We start from the raw sequence: 20890 nt of genomic DNA, 5'->3' as shown, positions 1-20890 counted from the left end.
GCCCGCTCCCCCGCCCGGCCACCCATTCAGGGTACTCTCGTGGGTGGCCGGGCGGGGGAGCGGGCTGGTGCCGCCTTGCAACGCGCTCTTCAGCGCGTTGCAGCAAAGACTACCGTTGACGATTCGGCATGCCCTAGCTAAGGGGCGCGCTTTCCGACAGAGTCTGACAGGACTTTGCCGGGCCCTCAGGTTTATTCGCCGCCCGCGTATCATGCGGTTCCGGCTCTTGAAACAGGACAGTCATGGCCAATACGCCGCAAGCCCGTAAGCGCATCCGTCGCAATGCCAACCGTGCCGAGATCAACGGCAACCGCCTCTCCCGCATCCGTACCTTCGTGAAGAAGGTCGAAGCGGCGATCGCCGGTGGTGACAAGGCGGCGGCTGCCGAAGCGCTGCATGCCGCTCAGCCCGAGCTGGCGCGCGGCGTGGCGCGCGGTGTGCTCCACAAGAACACCGTGGCGCGCAAGATGTCGCGCCTGTCGAAGCGAGTCGCCTCGCTCTGATTCGCTTCGGGTAAGGCCTTGAAGGGCCTGCACTACGTACAAACACGGAACGCGGCTGGTGTCCCCGACACCGGCCGCGTTTTGTTTCACCCCCGTTACAAGCCGCGCCGTCATCTTTGACCTCGGCTCTGTCACGCATGAGTCGCAGTTTTCTGCCGATTCGCGGGCAGTCTGAAGCAAAATCCAACAAATTCAGCGCCTTGATTGATTTCCGCCACGTTTAGGCAGTCAAGATTCTTTATTTCAGTTTTTTTGCGGTTCGGTGCTTGCGAATCCCTCGTGATCGCCAATAGACATGTTTCTCCCGGTGCGACGCGGGCCCTGCCTCAGCAGGTCTGTAGCCTATCCGGGGTCACGACAATCGCAAGTTTCATGGCCGGGAGCAGGGGTGCTTTCCCGGCGAGGGTAGATTTTTGCCTGCGGCAGGGGGTGCTGAAGCAGGCTTTCTGGGTGAGGGCAGCGAAGTGTGAAGATGGATGACTATGGCAGCGGCGGACGGGGCGCCGCGGCCCAGACGGCTGACGCCGCGCCGGGCAGACGAGGACGGGACAGCGCGATGATCGAGGACCAGGAAGCGCTCGATCTCGCCGCAGATTGGGCCGATATCAGCCAAGGCCTCAAGAAGGATCTTGGTCCGCAGCTGCACAGCCAGTGGATCAAGCCGATTCAGGTCGGCACCTTCTGCAAGGAAACCGGCACGCTGGACTTGTTCCTGCCGACCGAGTTCTCCGCCAACTGGGTGGCCGACCGCTTTGCCGACCGGCTCTCGCTGGCGTGGAAGATCGCGCGTTCGGAAGTGCGCCAGGTGCGCATCACCGTGCATCCGCGCCGCCGCGCCATGCCCGAGCTGCGCATGGGCGGCCTGCCCGCCAACGATACCGGTCCGCTGCCCACTGCGGCGCGCCAGCCGGCCGTGCCGCTCAGCGCCGATGCGGCAGTGACCGGGCTCGACCCCTCGCTGACCTTCGCGGAATTCGTTTCCGGTTCGGCCAACGTGCTCGCGGTCAATGCCGCGCAGCGCATGGCCGCGCTGGAGACGCCGCAGTTCTCGCCGCTCTACCTCAAGGGCGCGACGGGCCAGGGCAAGACGCACTTGCTCCATGCCATCGGCCATGCCTATGCCGCCGCCCGCCCGGGCGCGCGCATCTTCTACTGCTCGGCCGAGCGCTTCATGATCGAGTTCGTGCAGGCCATGCGCTCGAACGAGATGCTGGAATTCAAGGCGCGGCTGCGCGGGTTCGACCTGCTGCTCGTCGACGACATCCAGTTCATCATCGGCAAGGCTTCGACGCAGGAGGAATTCCTCCACACGATCGACGCGCTGATGAGCGCGGGCAAGCGCCTCGTCGTCGCCGCCGACCGCGCGCCGCAAGCGCTCGACGGTGTGGAACAGCGCCTGCTCTCGCGCCTCTCGATGGGCCTCGTCGCCGATATCCAGCCGGCGGACATCGACCTTCGCCGCAAGATCCTTGAACACCGCCTTGCGCGCTTCACCAGCACGCAAGTCCCGGCGGACGTGATCGAGTTCCTCGCGCGTACCATCAATCGCAACGTGCGTGAGCTCGTCGGCGGGCTCAACAAGCTGATCGCCTATGCCCAGCTGACCGGCCAGCCGGTCTCGCTGCAACTGGCCGAGGAACAGCTCACCGACATCCTCTCCGCCAACCGCCGCCGGATCACGATCGACGAGATCCAGCGCATGGTCTGCCAGTTCTACCGCGTCGACCGCACTGAAATGGCGAGCAAACGCCGCGCTCGCGCGGTCGTGCGGCCTCGGCAGGTGGCGATGTACCTCGCCAAGGTGCTGACCCCGCGCTCGTACCCGGAGATCGGCCGCAAGTTCGGCGGCCGCGATCACTCGACCGTGATCCACGCGGTGCGGCTGATCGAGGAACTGCGGACGCGCGATGCCGATATGGATGGCGATGTGCGGACCTTGCTGCGCCAGTTGGAAGACTAAGGGATAAGTGCGAGGGCCATCGCCCTCGCGCTCCCCGGTCATCGGTGCTTGGCCTATCGGGTTTGCACCCGGGCGAAGCCGGAGAAATCAAGCCGCTTCGCGGATAGCGCGCTACAGCAGCGTCTTGCACCAAACTCCCGGGAGCGCGAGGGCGATGGCCCTCGCATTTCTCTTCCTTCCTCCCTAACTGCCAATTCATGACTCCCGACCGCCTCGACCGCTTCGCCCGCCATATCGTCCTTCCAGAGGTGGGCGGTGCGGGGCAGGCCAAACTCGTCGCAAGCCATGTCGTGCTGGTCGGCATGGGCGGCATTGGCAGCCCGGCTTTGCAGTATCTGGCGGGGGCCGGGATCGGGCGGCTGACCCTGATCGACGACGATGTGGTCGAGGCCTCGAACCTGCAGCGGCAGACGATTTTCGGCACGGAGGACATCGGCAGGCCCAAGGCGGAAGCGGCGGCGGATTGGCTGCGTGCGTTCGATCCGGCGCTGGAGGGCACGGCGCATGTGCTGCGCCTGACGCGCGGCAATGCGGCGGACCTGATCGCGGGAGCGGATGTCGTGCTCGATGGCAGCGACAACTTCGCGACGCGGCTGGCGGTTTCGGATGCCTGCGTCGCGGCGGGGATTCCGCTGACGAGTGCGGCGCTGGGGCGGTTCCAGGGCCAGGTGGCGAGCTTTGCCGGGCACCGCGCGGGCCATGCCTGCTACCGCTGCTTTGTCGGTGACGCCTTCGATGCCGAGGATTGCGATACCTGCGCCGATACCGGCGTGCTGGGCGCGATGGTCGGCATGGTGGGCGCGTTTGGCGCGATGGCGGCGATGCGGGTCCTGCTGGAGGGCGTTTCGACCTTGGGCGATCCGCAGTGGGGGCAGGTCCATGTGCTCGATGGGCTGAAGCCGGCGCTGCGCACGATGCGGATTGCCAAGGACCCGGAGTGCCGCGCCTGCGGGTCAAGTTCGACCTGAAGCGCGCTCACCACCACGTTTTCCCGTCGCCCCGTGCTTGACACGGGGCTTGGCTTTCCCTGGCCGCGAAGAAAAGCCAAGGCCCGTGTCAAGCACGGGCCGACGAAAGGTCTTGAAGCGGGTGACAGAGCTTCAACCGGCTGACCCGAGCAGTTCCTCCACCCAAGCCGGGACGATCTCGCTGGCGGGGCCGAGGCGGGTTTCGTGGAACCATTGCGAGCCTTGGGAGCGTTCGAGATTGAGTTCGAGCGTCTGGGCGCCAAGTTCGCGGGCATTCTGGACGAAACCCGCAGCGGGGTAGACCGCGCCCGAGGTGCCGATCGAGACGAACAGGTCCGCCTCGCGCAGCGCGGCGAAGATCTCGTCCATGCGGTAGGGGACTTCGCCGAACCAGACGACATCGGGCCGCAGATAGGGCGCGCTGCAGGTCGGGCAAGGCGGGCGATCGATCAGCGGGCCGGTCCAGCGGTGGCGGCTGTCGCAGTTCGTGCACCAGACGGTGAGATGTTCGCCGTGCATGTGGATGACGGAGAGCGATCCGCCGCGTTCGTGGAGGTCGTCGACGTTCTGGGTGACGAGGGTGACGCTGCCGCCGGGCACGCGCTTTGGCCATTCGCGTTCGAGGCGGCCTAGCGCCACGTGCGCCGGGTTGGGCTCCTTGGTCTGGATCGCGGCGCGGCGCATGTCGTAGAAGCGCAGCACGAGGTTCGGATCGCGGGCAAAGCCTTCGGGGGTGGCGACATCCTCGACGCGGTGCTGCTCCCACAGGCCGCCGGCCGAGCGGAAGGTGTCGATCCCGCTTTCGGCGGAGACGCCGGCGCCGGTCAGGATGACGATGTTGCGGTATGTGCTCATCGCGGCCATGAAGCACGCCAGAGGTGAGGTGAGCAAGTATGGCTGTTGGGGCTAGAGTGGGCATTATCGGCAGCGCGGGGCGCATGGGGCAGGCGCTCCACCAGGCGATCACGGCGGCGGGACACGAAGTCTCGGGCGGGATCGATCAGGGCGGCGATCCGCTGGCCTTGGCCAAGGCATCCGACGTGCTGGTCGATTTTTCCGCGCCGGGTGCGCTGGAGTTCAATCTCGATGCGGCGATCCATGCCGGCATTCCCATCGTGGTCGGCACCACGGGGCTGGAAGAGCGGCACCACTGGCTGGTCGATGCGGCGGCGGTTTCGGTGCCCGTGCTGCAGACGGGCAATACCTCGCTCGGCGTCACCCTGTTGGCGCATCTGGTTCGCGAGGCCGCCTCGCGGCTGGGCGAGGACTGGGATATCGAGATCGTCGAGACGCACCACCGCATGAAAGTCGATGCGCCTTCGGGCACCGCGCTGCTGCTGGGCGAAGCGGCGGCGGCGGGCCGGGGCGTGCGACTGGCGGAGGAACGGGTGTCGGGGCGCGATGGGGTGACCGGGGCGCGGAAGCAGGGCACCATCGGCTTTTCCGCCCTGCGCGGCGGTACTGTGGCGGGGGATCACACCGTCCATTTCCTTGCCGACAACGAGCGGATTGCGCTTTCGCATCTTGCCGAGAACCGCGCGATCTTTGCGAAGGGAGCGGTGCGGGCGGCGCTGTGGCTGCTGGGCAAGGAGCCGGGGCGCTACAGCATGCCCGAGGTTCTAGGGCTGTGAACAGGCAAGCGATCTTCGAGTTCTTCCGGCGGCTGGCGGAGGCCAATCCCTCGCCGGAGACCGAGCTCGAATACGGCAATGTCTATCAGCTGCTGGTGGCGGTGACGCTGTCGGCGCAGGCGACCGATGTCGGCGTCAACAAGGCGACGCGGGCGCTCTTTGCCAAGGTGAAGACGCCGCAGGACATGCTGGACCTCGGCGAGGAAGGCCTCAAGCAGCACATCAAGACGATCGGGCTGTTCAATAGCAAGGCCAAGAACGTGATGGCGATGGCCGAGATTCTGGTCCGCGAGCATGGCGGGGAAGTGCCGGCGGACCGCGACCTGCTCACCGCGCTGCCCGGTGTCGGGCGCAAGACCGCGAACGTGGTGCTCAACTGCGCGTTCGGGGCGGAGACCTTTGCGGTCGACACGCATATCTTCCGGGTGAGCAACCGCACCGGCATCGCCAAGGGCAAGACCCCGCTTGCAGTCGAGAAGGGCCTCGAGAAGAAAGTGCCCCAGCCCTTCCGCGTCGGCTCGCACCACTGGATGATCCTCCACGGACGCTATGTCTGCAAGGCGCGGACGCCGGAGTGCTGGCGCTGCGAGGTGGTTGACCTTTGCGGATACAAGGGGAAAATTCTGGAGAAGGGGGCGAAACCCGCGACTCAGGGGAGAGAGAAGCGGGCGAGCAAGGAGAAAAAGCCGTGAGTGCTTTGAAGCCAAAGGCCCTGAGGATCGCCGCCGTCCTGACGATGTCCGCTGCTGCCCTGCCGCTCGGCGCCTGCGCGCCCGGCTCGGGTGCGAAGTGGGCCGCTGCCGGTCATGCCGCCGATATCCCCGCCGCGACGCCGACCGGCAAGTCAGTGACCTGCATTCCGATCACCTCGATCCGGGAAAGCCGGGTGCGCGACGACTGGACCATCGATTTCCGCACGGGCGGCGATACCTGGTATCGCAACACGCTGCCCAACCGTTGCAGCAACCTCGGCTTCGAGCGGTCGTTCTCCTATGCGACTTCGCTCCCGCAGCTGTGCAACGTCGATATCATCACCGTGTTCCGCAATGGCGGCGGGCCGACCGGGCCGCTGGGATCGTGCGGGCTGGGCATGTTCCAGCCGGTGAAGCTGGCGAAGGAAGGGAAGAAGTAGGCCCCTACTCCCTTCGTCACCCGCGAGGAGCGCAGCGACGAAGCAATACAGGGTGTCTTCTGAGCCGCTCTGGATTGCTTCGCTGCGCTCGCAATGACGAATTGTCATGCTGGACGGAACGGGGGGTCAAGCCTCCGGATCGAGGTTCAGCCCCTTGCGGCCATGCTCGGGCGTGTCGTGCGGGGGCATGGCCTCGGGCGCGTCGGGGTCCATCGGCACTTGCAGCATGCCTTCCCACTTGGTGATGACTGAAGTCGCCACCGCATTGCCGACGACGTTGGTCGCGCTGCGGCCCATGTCGAGGAAAGTGTCGACGCCCAGCAGCAAGGCCACGCCTTCGACCGGGAGGCCGAACTGGGTGAGGGTCGCCGCGATCACCACAAGACTGGCGCGCGGTACCCCTGCGATGCCCTTCGAAGTGATCATCAGCACGAGCAGCATGGCAATCTGCTGCCCGGCGGAGAGCGGGATGTTGTAGGCCTGCGCGATGAACACCGTGGCGAAGCTGGTGTAGATCATCGAGCCATCGAGGTTGAAGCTGTAGCCCAGCGGCAGCACGAAGCCCGAGATCCGGCGCGGCACGCCGAACCGGTCGAGCTGCTCGAACAGCTTGGGCAGCGCGCTTTCGCTGCTCGCGGTGGAGAAGGCGAGCAGCAGCGGTTCGCGGATATAGCGCGCGAGCAGGACCACCCGCTTGCCGAGGAACAGGCCGCCGAGGCCCAGCAGGATGAGCCACAGCAGCAGCAGCGCAAGATAGAACTCGCCGACGAACACGCCGTAGGTGACGAGGATGCCCACTCCGCGGGTCGCGATCACCGAGGCGAGCGCGCCGAACACGGCGAAGGGGGCAAAGCGCATCACGTAGTCCGTGATCGTGAGCATCAGCGTCGCCAGCGCTTCTGCTCCTCGCACCAGCGGCGCGCCTTCCTCGCCCATGGCGGACAGCCCGACCCCGGCGAAGACCGAGAAGACGAGGATCTGCAGGACGTTGTTCTTGGCCATCGCGTCGAGCGCGCTGGTCGGGAAGACTTCGAGCACGAAGTGGCGCAGCGTGAAGTCTGCCGTGGCGAGATCGCTGACCGGCGCGGCGGAAGTGATGTTGAGGCCGACCCCGGGCTGGAACAGATTGACCAGCACGAGCCCGAGGCTGATCGAGATCAGGCTGGCGGTGATGAACCACGCGAGCGCCCGCCCGCCGATCCGGCCCAATGCCGAACTGTCGCCCATGCTGGCGATGCCGGTGACCAGCGTGGCCAGGATGAGCGGGGCAAGGATCATCTTGATGAGGTGGAGGAACACCTCGGGCAGCAGCTTGAGCACGTCGGCGGTGTCGGCGAGGACCTTGCTACCCGCCGGGTAGGCGACATTGAGCGCGTAGCCCACGCCGATACCGGCCAGCATGGCGATCACGATGTAAAGGGTCAGGCGCTTGCCCAAGTTTTCGGCTCCCCGGTTGGTTTGGGGCGGGAGACTAGCGGGGCTGGTCGTTTAGGCAAGCGGGGCGCATTTCCAAAACGTTCGTCATCCCCGCGCAGGCGGGAATCCAGGGCGAGGTCGCGCATCGCCGCTCTGGATCCCCGCCTGCGCTGGGATGACGAGTTCTTGGGTTCAGCCGCCGCACTGCGCGCGGTGCAGCAGCTTCTGATCGGCCAACACGAGCGCCATCATCGCCTCGACCACCGGCACGCCGCGAATGCCGACGCAAGGGTCGTGGCGGCCCTTGGTGAAGAGTTCGGTCGCCTCGCCTTCGCGGGTGATCGTGGGCACCGGCGTGAGGATCGAGGAAGTCGGTTTGAAGGCGACGCGGACATGGACGGGCTGGCCGGTCGAGATACCCCCCGCGATGCCGCCGGCGTGGTTGGTGAGGAATTCCGGCGCTTCCTCACCGGGCCGCATGGGGTCGGCATTGCCTTCGCCGGTGTTGGCGGCGGCGGCAAACCCGTCGCCGATCTCGACGCCCTTGACCGCGTTGATGCCCATCATGGCGTGGGCCAGTTCGGCATCGAGCTTGGCATAGAGCGGTGCGCCCCAGCCGGCGGGGACGCCGGTTGCCGTGCATTCGACGACCGCGCCGAGCGAGGAGCCGGCCTTGCGGGCATTGTCCACCAGCGTTTCCCAGCGCGCGGCGGCCTTGGCGTCCGGGCAGAAGAACGGGTTGCGGGTGATCTCGGCAGCGTCGAAGTTGGCGGGATCGATCGCATCGCCGCCGATCGCGCTGACCCAGCCGAGCACGGTGACTTCGGGGATGACGAGCCGCGCGACGGCGCCGGCCGCCACGCGGGCTGCGGTTTCGCGCGCGCTGGAGCGCCCACCGCCGCGATAGTCGCGCAGGCCGTACTTGGCGTCGTAGGCATAGTCGGCATGGCCGGGGCGATAGGCCTTGGCGACGTCGCCGTAGTCCTTCGAGCGCTGGTCGACGTTCTCGATCATCAGGCTGATCGGGGTGCCGGTGGTCTTGCCCTCGAACACGCCGGAGAGGATGCGCACCTGATCGGGCTCCTGCCGCTGTGTGGTGAAGCGCGACTGGCCGGGGCGGCGGGCATCGAGGAAGGGCTGGATCACGCTTTCGCTCAGGGCGAGGCCCGGCGGGCAGCCGTCGACGACCGCGCCGAGCGCGGGTCCGTGGCTTTCCCCCCAGGTGGTGAAGCGGAATGCGTGGCCGAAGGTGTTGAAGCTCATGGGGCAGCGCCTTCGCGCAATTTTCCGCAAATGTCACGTTTGGGCGTGAATGGTGCTTCGACAAGCTCAGCACGAGCGGTTATTTCGCGCCAAACCCTACCCCGCTCGCCCTGAGCTTGTCGAAGGGCCAAACGCGAGCTTCGCCATGTTCCTCGTCGTCTTCCGCAACCGCAAGCGCGCCGATATCGATGCGGCGGCCTATCACGCCGACGCTGATGCCATGTGGCAGCTGGCCAAGGAGCAGCCCGGCTATATCTCGTTCAAGAGCTACACCGCCGAGGACGGCGAAGTCGTGGCGATCAGCGAATGGGTGGACGAAGCGGCGGCGCTGGCGTGGCGGCGGGTGGCGGAACATGCCGAGATGCAGGCCAAGGGCCGCGAGACCTACTACGAGGACTATACCCTGTTTGCGGGGACGCCGACCCGCCTGCACCGCTTTTCGAGGACCAAGGCATGACGATCACGCTCTACGGCATCCCCAACTGCGATACCGTGAAGAAGGCGCGCACTTGGCTGGACGAGCGCGGGATCGCCTACACTTTCCACGACTACAAGAAGCAGGGTGCTGACCAGGCAAAGATCGCGGCGTGGATTGCCGCTGCCGGGCGGGACAAGGTGGTCAACCGCGCCGGGACCACCTTCCGCAAACTCTCCGAAGCGGATCAGGCGGCGCTCGGCGGCGATGGTGCGCCCGCTGTGCTGGCGGCGAACACCTCGGTGATCAAGCGGCCGATCGTCGAGCATCCGGGTGGGCTGCTGGTGGGGTTCAAGGAAGCCGAATGGAGTTCCATTCTGGGTTGAACTGACACGAAAAGACACATCACCGGCCTGTTCAGGATGGCGCGGGATGTGTTATCTACATCGGTGTGAATACAGCCCAGCCCTTCGCCTACGCCATCACCGTCGATCCGGCGGACATCGACTTCATGGGGCACGTCAACAACGCCTCCTACCTCAAGTGGGTGCAGGACGCGGTGGTGGGCCACTGGAAGGCGTTTGCGCCGGCGCAGGCCGTGGCGGACCTCGTCTGGGTGGCGACCAATCACAACATCACCTATCGGCGCCCGACGTTCCTCAACGATCCGGTGATCGCGCATGTGATCCTTGAGCGGGTCCACGGTGCGCGGGCGTTTTACGAGACGGTTCTGAAGCGCGGCGAGGAGGTGCTGGCGGAAGTGAAGTCCAGCTGGTGCTGCCTCGATGCCGCGACCCTGCGACCGGCGCGGCTGGCGCGGGAACTGGTGGAGAAGTTCCTGCCTTCGGAGTGAGCTGCGGTCCCCATAGCCTCGTCATTCCCGCGGAGGCGGGAATCCTGGGGGAGGTCGCGCGACGCCGCTCTGGATCCCCGCCTTCGCGGGGATGACGAATGTCTTGTGTGAGCGGTCGTCAGGCGCGCTTGGCGGTAACGATATAGTTCAGCGCCAGATCGTCCGAGAGGTGGAGGCCCTTCAACGGGCTCCACGAGATGCCCTTGGGATTGCCCATCGCGAAACCGGCGTCTGCCAGAAGGTCGCTCAGTTCCAGCGGCGTGATGAAATCCTCCCAGTGGTGCGTGCCCTTGGGCACCATGCCCATGCCTTCCGCCGCGCCGACGAGCAGCAGGCGCGAGGCGGTGGTGCGGTTGGGGGTGGAGAGGACGAGGAGGCCGTCCTCCGCCACGCGTGCCACCAGCCCGGCGATGAAGGCGGCCTTGTCCGCCACGTGCTCGATCACTTCCATCGAGGTGACGAGATCGAATTGACCGAGGCCGAGCGCGGCCAGTTCGCCGTGGCGGTAGTCGATGGCGAGCCCGCCCGCTGCGGCATGCGCCTTGGCTGCCGCGATGTTTTCTTCCGCCGCATCGACCGCCGTCACGCCTGCGCCCATGCGAGCGAGGGGTTCCGCCAACAGCCCGGCGCCGCAGCCGACATCGAGGGCGACCTTTCCCGCGAGGGGGCGCAGGCCCTTCGGATCGGCGGCGAAGTGCGAATCGATGGCCTCGCGCAGGAAGGCGAGCCGCACCGGGTTGAGCTTGTGCAGCATGGCCGAGCTGCCCTTGGGGTCCCACCATTCGGCCGCCAGCCTGCCGAAATGGGCGGCTTCTTCGGGCCTGATCGTTGCTGTGCCGGTTGCATTGCTCATGGAGCGACTTTAAAGCGCCGCGTCCGCAGGGTCGAGGGGCCGTGTGGGAACGTGTTGCAATCCTGCTGGGGGAGATGACGTGGCCCGGATCGTGATGAAATTCGGCGGCACTTCGATGGCCGGGACCGAGCGCATCCGCCGCGTGGCCGGGATCGTCAAGCGCCAGCAGGAAGCGGGGCATGAAGTCGCCGTCGTCGTCTCCGCCATGGCGGGCGAGACCGACCGGCTGGTGAACTTCTGCCGCGAGGCCAACGCGCTCTATGACCGCGCCGAGTACGATGTCGTGGTGGCGGCGGGCGAGCAGGTGACCTCGGGGCTGCTGGCGCTGCATCTGCAGGCGCTGGGCTGCAAGGCGCGCTCGTGGCTCGGCTGGCAGCTGCCGGTGCGCACCGACGATGCCCATGCCGCCGCGCGGATCGAGGATATCGAATCGGAAGCGCTGCTCGCCTCGATGGCGGCGGGCGAAATCGCGGTGATCCCGGGCTTCCAGGGCCTTGATGGCGATGGCCGGGTGACGACGCTGGGCCGCGGCGGTTCGGATACCTCGGCGGTCGCGGTGGCGGCGGCGGTGCAGGCCGATCGCTGCGACATCTACACCGATGTCGACGGGGTCTACACCACCGATCCGCGCATCGTGGCGAAGGCGCGCAAGCTGAAATACGTGACCTACGAGGAAATGCTCGAGCTCGCCTCGGTCGGCTCGAAGGTGCTGCAGACGCGCTCGGTCAGCCTTGCGATGAAGGAAGGGGTGCGCGTGCAGGTGCTCTCCTCGTTCATCGACGAAAGCGCCCCGCCGGCGGACAGCATCCCCGGTACGATGATTGTCAGCGACGAAGAACTTGAAGGAACCGACATGGAACGCCAGCTGATCACCGGCATTGCCGCCGACAAGAACGAGGCCAAGGTGACGCTGACCCGCGTCGCGGACCGTCCCGGTGCGGTGGCGGCGATCTTCGGCCCGCTCGCCGAGGCGAACATCAACGTCGACATGATCATCCAGAACATCGCCAAGGACAAGGGCGAGACCGACGTGACCTTCACCTGCCCGCAGGCGGACCTCGCCCGCACGCAGGCGCTGCTCGAAGAGCGCAAGGACAAGATCGGCTACTACCGCATGATCGCCGACAGCAAGGTCGCCAAGGTCTCGGTGGTCGGCGTGGGCATGCGCAGCCACGCGGGGGTCGCCTCGACGATGTTCAAGGCGCTGGCCGACCGGGGGATCAATATTCAGGCGATTTCGACCAGCGAGATCAAGGTTTCGGTGCTGATCGATTCGGACGAAGTCGAGCTCGCGGTGCGCGTGCTGCACACGGCTTACGGGCTGGACGCGGCCTGAAGCCAAACCGAGCGTGTTGAAAGACCCGCCTACCGGCACCCTCGCGGGGCACGATAGGCGGGTTGCGACCCGGGGCCGGGCTTGAAGCCTTGGCTCTCGGACACTTCAGGCGAAGGGGAGACTACCTGACGCCACCTTTCTACGCGCTGTATGGTCATCGGTGAAACGAGGATACTTGCGCTCAGAAATCGGAATTGGCGATCACAAGTTCCCGATCCCGCCTTTTTGCCGCCACGAAGCGTCACTAAAGCCCGCCGGAATTTTGATCAGGATTGTGTGCGAATGAGCTCTACTCCCAAGACCGATGCCCTGATGCGCCGCGGCGCGGCGTTTCTGGGCACCGACCATGCGATCCTGTGCGGGGCGATGAGCTGGGTTTCGGAGCGCAATCTGGTTGCCGCGATCAGCAATGCCGGCGGCTTCGGCGTGATTGCCTGCGGGGCGATGACGCCCGAGCTGCTCGATGCCGAGATCACCGCGACGGCGGCGCTGACCGGCAAGCCCTTCGGCGTGAACCTGATCACGATGCACCCGCGGCTGTTCGACCTGATCCAGGTCTGCGCGGACCACAAGGTCGGCCATGTCGTGCTGGCAGGCGGCATTCCGCCCAAGGGCAGCGTGGAGGCTATCAAGGCCTTCGGCGCCAAGGTGATCGTCTTCGCGCCGACGCTGGCGTTGGCAAAGAAGCTGTTCCGCTCGGGCGCCGACGCGCTGGTGATCGAGGGTTCGGAAGCGGGCGGGCATATCGGGCCGGTCTCGACTTCGGTGCTGGCGCAGGAGTTCCTGCCTTCGCTCGCCGAAGACCACATCGTGTTCGTGGCGGGCGGGATCGGCCGGGGCGAGATGATCGCGAGCTACCTCGAGATGGGCGCGAGCGGGGTGCAGCTCGGCACGCGCTTTGCCTGCGCGAGCGAATCCATCGCGCACCCGGCGTTCAAGGCCGCGTTTTTCCGCGCCAATGCGCGCGATGCGGTGGCCAGTGTGCAGATCGATCCGCGCCTGCCGGTGATCCCGGTCCGGGCGCTGCGCAACAAGGGCAGCGACGAATTCATCGCCAAGCAGCGCGAAGTGGCGAACCTGCTTGATCAGGGCGCGGTCGACATGGCCGCCGCGCAGCTCGAGATCGAGCACTTCTGGGCCGGTGCGCTGCGCCGCGCGGTGATCGACGGCGATGTCGAGAACGGCTCGCTGATGGCCGGGCAATCGGTCGGCATGGTGACGAAGGAGGAGCCCGTCGCTACGATCATGGGCGAGCTGATGGGCGAGTGCGAGGCGGCGCTGACGCGCGGCTGAGCGCGGCATAGAGGGACAAAACCAGGTGGCGGACCGGGCTTCGATCAGTTTCGTGTTCGCCATCGTGCTGATCGACATGCTGAGCTTCGGCATCGCGATGCCGGTGCTGCCCGGGCTGATCATGACCTTGGCGCATGTGCCGATCACGGTCGCGGCGGAATATGCCGGGTGGCTGGGCGCGGGTTATGCGGTGACGCAGTTTGTCTTTGCCCCGGTGATCGGCAATCTTTCGGACCGGTTCGGACGGCGGCCGGTGATGCTGGCAGCAGTGCTGGCGATGGCGCTTGACTATGCACTGCAGGCCCTGGCGCCGACATTCTCGTGGCTCATTCTCGGGCGGCTTGTCGCGGGGGCGGCGGGGGCGAGCTATTCGGCGGCCTATGCCTATATCGCCGACGTGACGCCGCCGGAGCAGCGTGCGGCGCGGTTCGGGTTCATGGGCATGGCGTTCGGGATCGGCTTTGTCGTGGGGCCGGCGCTGGGCGGGATCCTCGGCTCGTTCGACCAGCGCCTGCCGTTTGCGGCGGCGGCGATGCTGGCGCTGGGCAACTTCCTGTTCGGCCTGATGTTCCTGACGGAATCGCTTGCCGCCGAGAACCGCCGCCCGTTCGACTGGCGCCGCGCCAATGCGCTGGCCTCGCTGCAGGCGCTGCGGCGGCAGAGCGCGACGGTGCTGTGGTTCGTGGCGGCGCTTGCCACATGGCAGCTGGCGCATATCGTCTATCCGGCGGTGTGGTCGTACTTCGCGATTGCGGCTTATGGCTATTCGGCGTGGGACGTGGGCCTCGCGCTGGCGATGGTCGGGATCACCAGCGCGGTCGTGCAGGGCTTCGCGCTGAAGCAGGTGCTGGCGCGGCTGGGCGAGCGGCGGACAGTGATGCTGGGCGTGGCGGGTATGGCGGCCTCGGCGGTGATCTACACCCTCGCGACGCGGACCTGGCAGGTCTACCTCGGCATCACCATCGGCGCGGCGCAAGGGCTGGTGCAGCCTTCGATCGCGGCGCTCAACAGCCGCGCGGTCGATGCGCGGAGCCAAGGGGAGCTGCAGGGCGCGACGCAGGCGATCGGCTCGATCGCGGCGATCATCGGGCCGCCGCTCTATACCCAGACCCTGGCGCGCTTTTCAGGGCCGGGCGCGCTGGCGAACCTTCCCGGCATGCCGATGCTGCTGGCGGCGAGCATTGGCGGCCTTGCCATGCTGCTGTTCCTCAAAGGCGCGAGCCTGCTCGCGCAGGCGCCTCAGCCTTCGAGCTCGACGTCCCAGTAGAGCCAGTCGCGCCAGCTTTCGTGGAGGTGGCCCGGCGGGAACAGGCGGCCGCGCTCCTGCAGGTGCCATGATGTCGGCCGGATCGGTTCGGTGATCAGGCGCATCGCGGCCTGGGCCGGGGTGCGGCCGCCTTTGCGCATGTTGCACGGCGCGCAGGCGGCGACGACGTTCTCCCACGTGGTGCGCCCGCCGAGGCGGCGCGGGACGACGTGATCGAAGGTCAGCTGGTCCGGGCAGCCGCAATACTGGCACTGGAACTTGTCGCGCAGGAACAGGTTGAAGCGCGTGAAGGCGGGGAACTCGCTCGGCTTCACATATTGGCGCAGCGCGATGACCGAGGGGATCTTCATGTCGAGCGAGGCGCTGTGGACCTCGCGGTCATAAGTCGCGATGATGTCGACCCGCTCGAGGAACACCGCCTTGATCGCGGTCTGCCACGGCCAGAGGCTGAGCGGATAGTAGCTCAGCGGGGTGTAATCGGCGTTGAGCACGAGCGCCGGGCAATTCGAGAGATGGCGATCATGCCCGAGGAAGGCGGCCCCCTCTGCATGGGGACTTCCGCTATGGGGCCTGGCATCCGCCGCCCGCTCGATCAGCGCCCTATGAAGCATGCTCCCGTTCGGCCCTTTCGCATGAATGCGCCGATGGTCCCGCCCGGAACGGGCGCGTGGCGCCTGCCGGGTGCGATTTGGGGGACGCGGATGACCACTTCGTGACGCATGGCCGGAAAAGAACACAGCCGCGACTCATGCGTCAAGGGGAGGATCGTTATCCTGTCCACAGGTGTATGGCCCTGTGGACAGGATGTGGATGATTTCCGCTAAAGCGAATGATTACAGAGGTGTGACTTACTTGGTATAGGCCTTCACGAGTTCGTAGAGATAGGCGCGGCCGGTCATGATGGCCTTGACCTCCATGCGCTCGTTGAGGCCGTGCGCGCCGTTGCCATCGGGGTTGCCCCAGGCGCCGGGGACGCCGTACGTCGGGATGCCGACGGCGGCGAGGAAGATCCCGTCGGTCGCGCCGGTCGACATGGTCGGCACCACCGGCACGCCGGGGAAGTACTTGGCGGCGAGCTTTTCCATCGGGCCGATGATCGCAGGATCGAGCGGCGGCGTCTTGGCAAGCGGTCGCAGCGGCGGGACCGGAGTGACCGTCACGCCGGCATCGGCAACCACGGCCTGCAGTTCCAGCTGCACTTCCTCCACCGAATGGCCGGGGAAGATGCGGCAGTTCACGTTGGCCCCGGCGCGCTGCGGCAGCGCGTTGTTGGCATGGCCGCCATCGAGCAGCGTGGCGACGCAAGTGGTGCGCAGCATCGAGTGGAAGGTTCGGTCCTTGTTGAGCACGGCCTCGGCCGTGCTGTCCGCCGGGTTCGCAGCGATGGCCTGCATCGCCTTGCCCATCTCGTCGCTGCGCGCGGCCCCGGCCTTGGCAAAGTAGGCGCGGGTCGTGTCCGAGAGCTCGAGCTTGAAATCGTAGTTCTGCAGTTTCACCAGCGCGGCGGCGAGTTCATAGATCGCGTTCTCGCGCACCGGGATCGAGCTGTGGCCACCGGGGTTGCGCGTTTCGAGGCGGTAGTTCTGCACACCCTTTTCGCCGACCTGGATCGTTTCGACGACCAGCTTGCCGCCTTCGGACACGCCCTTGCCATCGGTGCGCCCGCCGCCGCCTTCGTTGAGCGCGAAGGCCGCATCGATCAGATCGCGCTTGTTCTTGGTCAGCCATTCGGCGCCGTTGAAGGCGTAGGTCGTCTCCTCGCCGCAGGTGAGTGCGAGCTTGAGCGTGCGCTTGGGCTTGAAACCCTCCTGCTTGAAGCGGATCAGCGTATCGACCCAGGTCGCGGCCATCGCCTTGTCGTCGCTGGTGCCGCGAGCATAGAGGTAGCCGTTCTCCTCGATCAGCGTGAAGGGATCGCGCACCCAGTCCTCGCGCTTGGCCTCGACGACGTCGAGGTGGGCGAGCAGCAGGATCGGCTTCTCGGTCTTCGATGTGGCGCTGTTCGTTCCCGGCATGACGGCGACGAGGCCGCCTTCCCTGGGCTTCTCGGGCGTCGCGAAGATGGTCAGCTGGTCATCGGTAAAGCCTGCGGTCTTGAGCCGCGCCGCCATGCGCTCTGCCGCAAGGGTGCAGCTGCCGGACGAGAGCGTCGTGTTGGTCTCGACGAGCTCCTTGTAGAGCTCACGGAACTCGGCTTCTCCGCCATAGGGATCGACTTTCGCGGCTGGCGCGGCGAGCGCCCCGGAAACCATAAGTGGCGAGGTCAGCATGGAGGCGGCAAGGGCGCCGGTCAGCAGCTTGCGCATGGGGCGATTAGTCCTTTGTTCTGAGGCTTGTGGCGCGTGTTTCAGCATGATTGTGCCGCCGGTGCCAGCCCCCCGCGGTGCGGCCTATGAAATGGGGCTTTCCCTTGTGCAAAACAGGCCGGATTCGCTTGGGAAATGGCCCTCGAATGCCTATGTCCCAAGGATGGCCAGCACGAACGAAAACACCCCGAACGCCAACGAATATGGCGCTGATTCCATCAAGGTCCTGCGCGGGCTCGACGCGGTGCGCAAACGCCCCGGCATGTACATCGGCGATACCGACGACGGCTCGGGCCTGCACCACATGGTGTTCGAGGTTTCGGACAACGCGATCGACGAGGCGCTGGCCGGGCACTGCGATCTGGTGCTGATCGAACTCAACCCCGATGGCTCGGTTTCGGTCGAGGACAACGGGCGCGGCATCCCGACCGGCATCCATGCCGAGGAAGGCGTTTCCGCTGCCGAGGTGATCATGACCCAGCTCCACGCGGGCGGGAAGTTCGAGAACACCAGCGACGACAATGCCTACAAGGTTTCGGGCGGCCTCCACGGCGTGGGCGTCTCGGTCGTCAATGCCCTCTCCGAATGGCTGGAGCTGACGATCTGGCGCGACGGCGAGGAGCACTGGATGCGCTTCGAGCACGGCGATGCGGTCGCGCCCTTGAAGGTGCTGGGTCCCGCTCCGGCGGACGGCAAGGGCGGGGTCAAGAAGGGCACCCGCGTGACCTTCTTCGCCAGCCACGACACATTCAAGAACGTCACCGAGTTCGATTTCGACAAGCTGGAGCACCGCTACCGCGAGCTGGCGTTCCTCAATTCGGGCGTGCGCATCCTGCTGCGCGACAAGCGGCACGAGGAAACGAAGGAGCACGATCTCTACTACGTGGGCGGCATCGCGGCCTTCGTGAAGTATCTCGATCGCAACAAGCAGCCGCTGATGCCCGAACCCATCGCCATCGGCGCGGAGAAGGACGGCATCGGAATCGACGTCGCGCTGCAGTGGAACGACAGCTACTACGAGAACGTCCTCACCTTCACCAACAACATCCCCCAGCGCGACGGCGGCACGCACCTTGCCGCGTTCCGCGCGGCGCTGACGCGGACGCTGAACGGCTATGCGGACCGTTCGGGGATGCTCAAGAAGGAGAAGGTCTCCCTCACCGGCGATGACATGCGCGAGGGGCTGACGGCGATCGTCTCGGTCAAGCTGCCGGACCCGAAGTTCTCGAGCCAGACCAAGGACAAGCTGGTCTCCTCCGAAGTGCGCCAGCCGCTCGAGGCGCTGATGGCGGACAAGATGAGCGAATGGCTCGAGGAAAACCCGGCCCACGCGCGCGCCGTCATCCAGAAGGTGATCGACGCGGCCGCCGCGCGCGAGGCCGCCAAGAAGGCGCGCGAGCTGACCCGGCGCAAGGGCGCGATGGACATTGCCAGCCTGCCCGGCAAGCTGGCCGATTGTCAGGAACGCGATCCCGCCAAGTGCGAACTGTTCCTCGTCGAGGGCGACAGCGCCGGCGGTTCGGCCAAGCAGGGGCGTGACCGGCACTTCCAGGCAATTCTCCCGCTCAAGGGCAAGATCCTCAACGTGGAGCGCGCGCGGTTCGACCGGATCATCGGCTCGAAGGAAGTCGGCACGCTGATCCAGGCGATGGGCACCGGCATCCGCGACGAGTTCAACCTCGCCAAGCTGCGCTATCACAAGATCGTGATCATGACCGACGCCGATGTCGACGGCGCGCATATCCGCACGCTGCTGCTCACGTTCTTCCACCGCCAGATGCCCGAGATCATCCGCGAGGGGCACCTCTTCATCGCGCAGCCGCCGCTCTACAAGGTGGCGAAGGGCAGGAGCGAGGTCTACCTGAAGGACGGCCCGGCGCTCGATCGCTACCTCGTCGAGGCGGGGCTGGCGGGGCGCATGCTGGAAACGGCGGGCGGCGCGCGCAGCGGGGCGGATCTGGCCGATCTCGTCGATCATGCGCTGCGCCTGCGCAACCTGATGGCCTTTGCGCCCAAGCGCTATGATCCCACGATCATCGAGGCGCTGGCGCTGGCAGGCGCGCTGGAGCCCGAGATGACCGCAGCCGAGCGCGAGGCGGCGCTGGCCGCGGCAGTGCGCTGGATGGACCGCGGCGAGCGCGAGGCGAAGTGGTCGGCGGAGGTCGGCGCGGATGGCAGCTACCGCATCGCGCGGGTGTGGCGCGGGGTGACCGACGATCATGTGATCGAGGCCGGGTTCCTCGCCAGCGCCGAGGCGCGCAAGCTGGCGCGGCTGGCGGGCGAGCAGGCCGAGGTCTACGAAAGCCCGGCGCGGCTGGTGCGCGGCAGCGGGGCGGCGGTGGAGCCGGAGCCCGAAGTGGCAGTGGAAGAGCAGGAAGGCGAGGCCGAAGCGGTCGCGGCTGTGCGCCCGGCGGCGAAGGAAGGGGCGGGGATCACCCGGCCGTCCGAATTGCTCGCGCAAGTGCTGGCGGCGGGGCGCAAGGGCCTCTCGATCTCGCGCTACAAGGGGCTGGGCGAAATGAACGCCGAGCAGCTGTGGGAGACCACGCTCGATCCGGCGCAGCGCTCGCTGCTGCAGGTGAAGATGGAAGACGCCGACGTGACCGACGAGATCTTCACCCGCCTGATGGGCGACGTGGTCGAGCCGCGGCGCGACTTCATCCAGGAGAACGCACTCAACGTGGCGAACCTGGACGTCTGATGGCTGTTGGCGCGACCTTGGCAGAGATCCCGTGGGATCAGGCGGCCACGATGATCGATCTGGAAGGCCGCGTGCCGATCATCGGGACGATCCGCGAGTGCGCGCAGCATTTCACGCTCTACAAGCCGCACGCGAAGGCAAACGCGCGCCTGCTGCTGACGGTGCCGGTGCACCGCGAAGGGCGGGCGACGCGGACGTGGCTGCTGGAACCGGCGGAGATCGCCGTGCTGGCGGCGCGGCTCGAGGGCGAAGGCGCGGCGAGCTGAGGGCCTTGCTTCGGGCGCGGCGCAAAGGTGTAGAGTCTCGTTAACGGGTGCTGTGGCATGGAATCTCCATGGTTCTCGCTCTCCTGCTTGTCGCCCAGGCGTTTTACCTGCTTCTGCTGCTGGGCCTGATGCGGTTCGACTATATCCGCCTGACGCGGCCGTCGTGCCGGGTGGAAGCGGAGGTCGTTCGCTTCAAGACGGTCCCGACCGACGGAATCGATCACTATGCCCCGGTCTACCGCTTCAGCAGCGAAGGCGCGGAGCATGAGGTGGCCGATCATGTGGACAGCTTCATCCAGCAGCCGCCGGTTGGCACGACGGTGGCGTTGCGCCATCCCGCCGGTCGCCCTGATATGGCATACGTGCACCGCCCCGTGATGCATGCCTTTGTCTACATCTTTTTTGCCGGGATCGAGGGCGCGTTGCTGTGGCTTACCTTCTGGTCGATGGCACGCTGAAGCGGCGGCGCGGCTGTTGGATTTGCGGGCGCGGCGGTGCGTGCTCTGGTCAGGGAGGGTGATCGCGCGACCGGTGCGGCGCCTGCACTGGCGCTGCGGGGAGGGCGTCGTGTTCCGCCGGGTGCGAGTAGCCGGAGTGCGGAAGAGGTCCGGCGCAGCCTTTGCTGAAGATCATGGCCCGGGACAGGGGTAGCGGCTCGCATGCCTGCCAGTCTTTGCTCGCACCGGGACGAAGCCGATGGGAGCCATGATCTGCGTGCTGGCGCGGT

21 protein-coding genes are annotated in these 20890 nt (G+C 66.5%); 15 read left to right on the top strand and 6 right to left on the bottom strand.

The window, feature by feature from the left end; translation table 11 throughout:
- Window positions 1–242: 242 nt before the first annotated feature.
- From rpsT to IP83_RS19080, 3 genes are all read left to right on the top strand, one after another.
- Window positions 243–503, top strand: a complete 261-nt coding sequence (gene rpsT, locus IP83_RS19090; RefSeq protein ID WP_054123826.1) for a 30S ribosomal protein S20 — start codon at window positions 243–245, stop codon at window positions 501–503.
- 556 nt (window positions 504–1059) lie between these two features.
- Window positions 1060–2463: a chromosomal replication initiator protein DnaA gene (gene dnaA, locus IP83_RS19085; protein WP_197274456.1), complete on the top strand. Its 1404-nt coding sequence runs from the start codon at window positions 1060–1062 to the stop codon at window positions 2461–2463.
- Between the two features lie 197 nt (window positions 2464–2660).
- Entirely contained in the window at window positions 2661–3431 is a 771-nt protein-coding gene (locus IP83_RS19080; protein ID WP_054123824.1) for a HesA/MoeB/ThiF family protein, read from the top strand.
- A gap of 132 nt (window positions 3432–3563) precedes the next feature.
- Here IP83_RS19080 and IP83_RS19075 read toward each other — a convergent pair whose 3' ends face one another.
- Window positions 3564–4286 carry an NAD-dependent deacylase gene (locus tag IP83_RS19075; protein ID WP_054123829.1) on the bottom strand — a complete coding sequence of 241 codons (723 nt, stop codon included), beginning with the start codon at window positions 4284–4286 and terminating at the stop codon, window positions 3564–3566.
- A gap of 38 nt (window positions 4287–4324) precedes the next feature.
- On the opposite strand from IP83_RS19075, the gene dapB reads away from it, so the two are divergent.
- From dapB to IP83_RS19060, 3 genes are read left to right on the top strand one after another with little or no spacing between them, the layout of a single operon-like run.
- On the top strand, window positions 4325–5062 hold the full coding sequence (gene dapB / locus IP83_RS19070; RefSeq protein ID WP_054123823.1) for a 4-hydroxy-tetrahydrodipicolinate reductase: 738 nt from the start codon (window positions 4325–4327) through the stop codon (window positions 5060–5062).
- On the top strand, window positions 5059–5754 hold the full coding sequence (gene nth / locus IP83_RS19065) for an endonuclease III (protein WP_054123822.1): 696 nt from the start codon (window positions 5059–5061) through the stop codon (window positions 5752–5754). The genes dapB and nth overlap by 4 nt, the downstream gene beginning before the upstream one ends.
- Window positions 5751–6194: a hypothetical protein gene (locus IP83_RS19060; RefSeq protein WP_231625139.1), complete on the top strand. Its 444-nt coding sequence runs from the start codon at window positions 5751–5753 to the stop codon at window positions 6192–6194. Before nth ends, IP83_RS19060 begins: the two co-directional genes overlap by 4 nt.
- Before the next feature lie 126 nt (window positions 6195–6320).
- On the opposite strand, the gene IP83_RS19055 is transcribed toward IP83_RS19060, so the two are convergent.
- Window positions 6321–7631: a dicarboxylate/amino acid:cation symporter gene (locus IP83_RS19055; RefSeq protein WP_082364856.1), complete on the bottom strand. Its 1311-nt coding sequence runs from the start codon at window positions 7629–7631 to the stop codon at window positions 6321–6323.
- 171 nt (window positions 7632–7802) lie between these two features.
- Complete coding sequence (aroC, locus tag IP83_RS19050; RefSeq protein WP_054123820.1) at window positions 7803–8873, bottom strand: chorismate synthase; 1071 nt, start codon at window positions 8871–8873, stop codon at window positions 7803–7805.
- Window positions 8874–9018: 145 nt separating this feature from the next.
- On the opposite strand from aroC, the gene IP83_RS19045 reads away from it, so the two are divergent.
- From IP83_RS19045 to IP83_RS19035, 3 genes are all read left to right on the top strand, one after another.
- The gene (locus IP83_RS19045) at window positions 9019–9330 is read left to right on the top strand and encodes an antibiotic biosynthesis monooxygenase (protein ID WP_054123819.1); all 312 of its coding nucleotides are present in this window, start codon (window positions 9019–9021) and stop codon (window positions 9328–9330) included.
- A complete protein-coding gene (locus tag IP83_RS19040; protein ID WP_054123818.1) occupies window positions 9327–9674 on the top strand; it encodes an arsenate reductase in 348 nt (115 codons plus the stop codon). Before IP83_RS19045 ends, IP83_RS19040 begins: the two co-directional genes overlap by 4 nt.
- Before the next feature lie 65 nt (window positions 9675–9739).
- Entirely contained in the window at window positions 9740–10141 is a 402-nt protein-coding gene (locus IP83_RS19035; RefSeq protein ID WP_156309874.1) for a thioesterase family protein, read from the top strand.
- Window positions 10142–10259: 118 nt separating this feature from the next.
- On the opposite strand, the gene ubiG is transcribed toward IP83_RS19035, so the two are convergent.
- The gene (gene ubiG / locus IP83_RS19030) at window positions 10260–10994 is read right to left on the bottom strand and encodes a bifunctional 2-polyprenyl-6-hydroxyphenol methylase/3-demethylubiquinol 3-O-methyltransferase UbiG (RefSeq protein ID WP_054123817.1); all 735 of its coding nucleotides are present in this window, start codon (window positions 10992–10994) and stop codon (window positions 10260–10262) included.
- A 94-nt stretch (window positions 10995–11088) separates the two neighbouring features.
- On the opposite strand from ubiG, the gene IP83_RS19025 reads away from it, so the two are divergent.
- The 3 genes from IP83_RS19025 (at window position 11089) to IP83_RS19015 (ending at window position 14890) form a co-directional block, all read left to right on the top strand.
- Entirely contained in the window at window positions 11089–12330 is a 1242-nt protein-coding gene (locus tag IP83_RS19025; protein WP_197274455.1) for an aspartate kinase, read from the top strand.
- A 282-nt stretch (window positions 12331–12612) separates the two neighbouring features.
- Complete coding sequence (locus IP83_RS19020) at window positions 12613–13623, top strand: nitronate monooxygenase family protein (protein ID WP_054123815.1); 1011 nt, start codon at window positions 12613–12615, stop codon at window positions 13621–13623.
- A gap of 25 nt (window positions 13624–13648) precedes the next feature.
- Window positions 13649–14890: an MFS transporter gene (locus IP83_RS19015; protein WP_054123814.1), complete on the top strand. Its 1242-nt coding sequence runs from the start codon at window positions 13649–13651 to the stop codon at window positions 14888–14890.
- Here the strand turns inward: IP83_RS19015 and IP83_RS19010 are convergent.
- Window positions 14863–15501, bottom strand: a complete 639-nt coding sequence (locus IP83_RS19010; protein ID WP_082364854.1) for an HNH endonuclease — start codon at window positions 15499–15501, stop codon at window positions 14863–14865. The genes IP83_RS19015 and IP83_RS19010 overlap by 28 nt on opposite strands.
- A 237-nt stretch (window positions 15502–15738) precedes the next feature.
- A complete protein-coding gene (locus IP83_RS19005; protein ID WP_054123812.1) occupies window positions 15739–17196 on the bottom strand; it encodes a M20/M25/M40 family metallo-hydrolase in 1458 nt (485 codons plus the stop codon).
- Window positions 17197–17359: 163 nt separating this feature from the next.
- Here IP83_RS19005 and gyrB point away from each other — a divergent pair, with 163 nt between their 5' ends.
- The 3 genes from gyrB to IP83_RS18990 all read left to right on the top strand — a co-directional run bounded on the left by gyrB (window position 17360) and on the right by IP83_RS18990 (window position 20621).
- Complete coding sequence (gene gyrB / locus IP83_RS19000) at window positions 17360–19897, top strand: DNA topoisomerase (ATP-hydrolyzing) subunit B (RefSeq protein WP_054123811.1); 2538 nt, start codon at window positions 17360–17362, stop codon at window positions 19895–19897.
- A complete protein-coding gene (locus IP83_RS18995; RefSeq protein ID WP_054123810.1) occupies window positions 19897–20163 on the top strand; it encodes a hypothetical protein in 267 nt (88 codons plus the stop codon). The genes gyrB and IP83_RS18995 overlap by 1 nt, the downstream gene beginning before the upstream one ends.
- Window positions 20164–20231: 68 nt before the next feature.
- Window positions 20232–20621, top strand: a complete 390-nt coding sequence (locus IP83_RS18990) for a DUF3592 domain-containing protein (protein WP_054123809.1) — start codon at window positions 20232–20234, stop codon at window positions 20619–20621.
- Window positions 20622–20890: the final 269 nt, after the last annotated feature.

Source organism: Novosphingobium sp. AAP93 (assembly GCF_001296055.1).
Classification (GTDB): domain Bacteria; phylum Pseudomonadota; class Alphaproteobacteria; order Sphingomonadales; family Sphingomonadaceae; genus Novosphingobium.
This window is presented reverse-complemented; position numbering and strand designations above follow the sequence as displayed.

Bases quoted from the DNA above. Each gene is read 5' to 3' on its own strand.
- IP83_RS19045 (WP_054123819.1), top strand. From the start codon at position 9,019: ATGTTCCTCGTCGTCTTCCGCAACCGCAAGCGCGCCGATATCGATGCG.
- IP83_RS19005 (WP_054123812.1), bottom strand. From the start codon at position 17,196: ATGCGCAAGCTGCTGACCGGCGCCCTTGCCGCCTCCATGCTGACCTCG.
- IP83_RS19010 (WP_082364854.1), bottom strand. From the start codon at position 15,501: ATGCTTCATAGGGCGCTGATCGAGCGGGCGGCGGATGCCAGGCCCCAT.
- IP83_RS19040 (WP_054123818.1), top strand. From the start codon at position 9,327: ATGACGATCACGCTCTACGGCATCCCCAACTGCGATACCGTGAAGAAG.
- rpsT (WP_054123826.1), top strand. From the start codon at position 243: ATGGCCAATACGCCGCAAGCCCGTAAGCGCATCCGTCGCAATGCCAAC.
- dnaA (WP_197274456.1), top strand. From the start codon at position 1,060: ATGATCGAGGACCAGGAAGCGCTCGATCTCGCCGCAGATTGGGCCGAT.
- ubiG (WP_054123817.1), bottom strand. From the start codon at position 10,994: ATGAGCAATGCAACCGGCACAGCAACGATCAGGCCCGAAGAAGCCGCC.
- IP83_RS19025 (WP_197274455.1), top strand. From the start codon at position 11,089: ATGAAATTCGGCGGCACTTCGATGGCCGGGACCGAGCGCATCCGCCGC.
- IP83_RS19075 (WP_054123829.1), bottom strand. From the start codon at position 4,286: ATGAGCACATACCGCAACATCGTCATCCTGACCGGCGCCGGCGTCTCC.
- IP83_RS19020 (WP_054123815.1), top strand. From the start codon at position 12,613: ATGAGCTCTACTCCCAAGACCGATGCCCTGATGCGCCGCGGCGCGGCG.
- IP83_RS19080 (WP_054123824.1), top strand. From the start codon at position 2,661: ATGACTCCCGACCGCCTCGACCGCTTCGCCCGCCATATCGTCCTTCCA.
- IP83_RS18990 (WP_054123809.1), top strand. From the start codon at position 20,232: ATGGTTCTCGCTCTCCTGCTTGTCGCCCAGGCGTTTTACCTGCTTCTG.
- dapB (WP_054123823.1), top strand. From the start codon at position 4,325: ATGGCTGTTGGGGCTAGAGTGGGCATTATCGGCAGCGCGGGGCGCATG.
- IP83_RS18995 (WP_054123810.1), top strand. From the start codon at position 19,897: ATGGCTGTTGGCGCGACCTTGGCAGAGATCCCGTGGGATCAGGCGGCC.
- gyrB (WP_054123811.1), top strand. From the start codon at position 17,360: ATGGCCAGCACGAACGAAAACACCCCGAACGCCAACGAATATGGCGCT.
- aroC (WP_054123820.1), bottom strand. From the start codon at position 8,873: ATGAGCTTCAACACCTTCGGCCACGCATTCCGCTTCACCACCTGGGGG.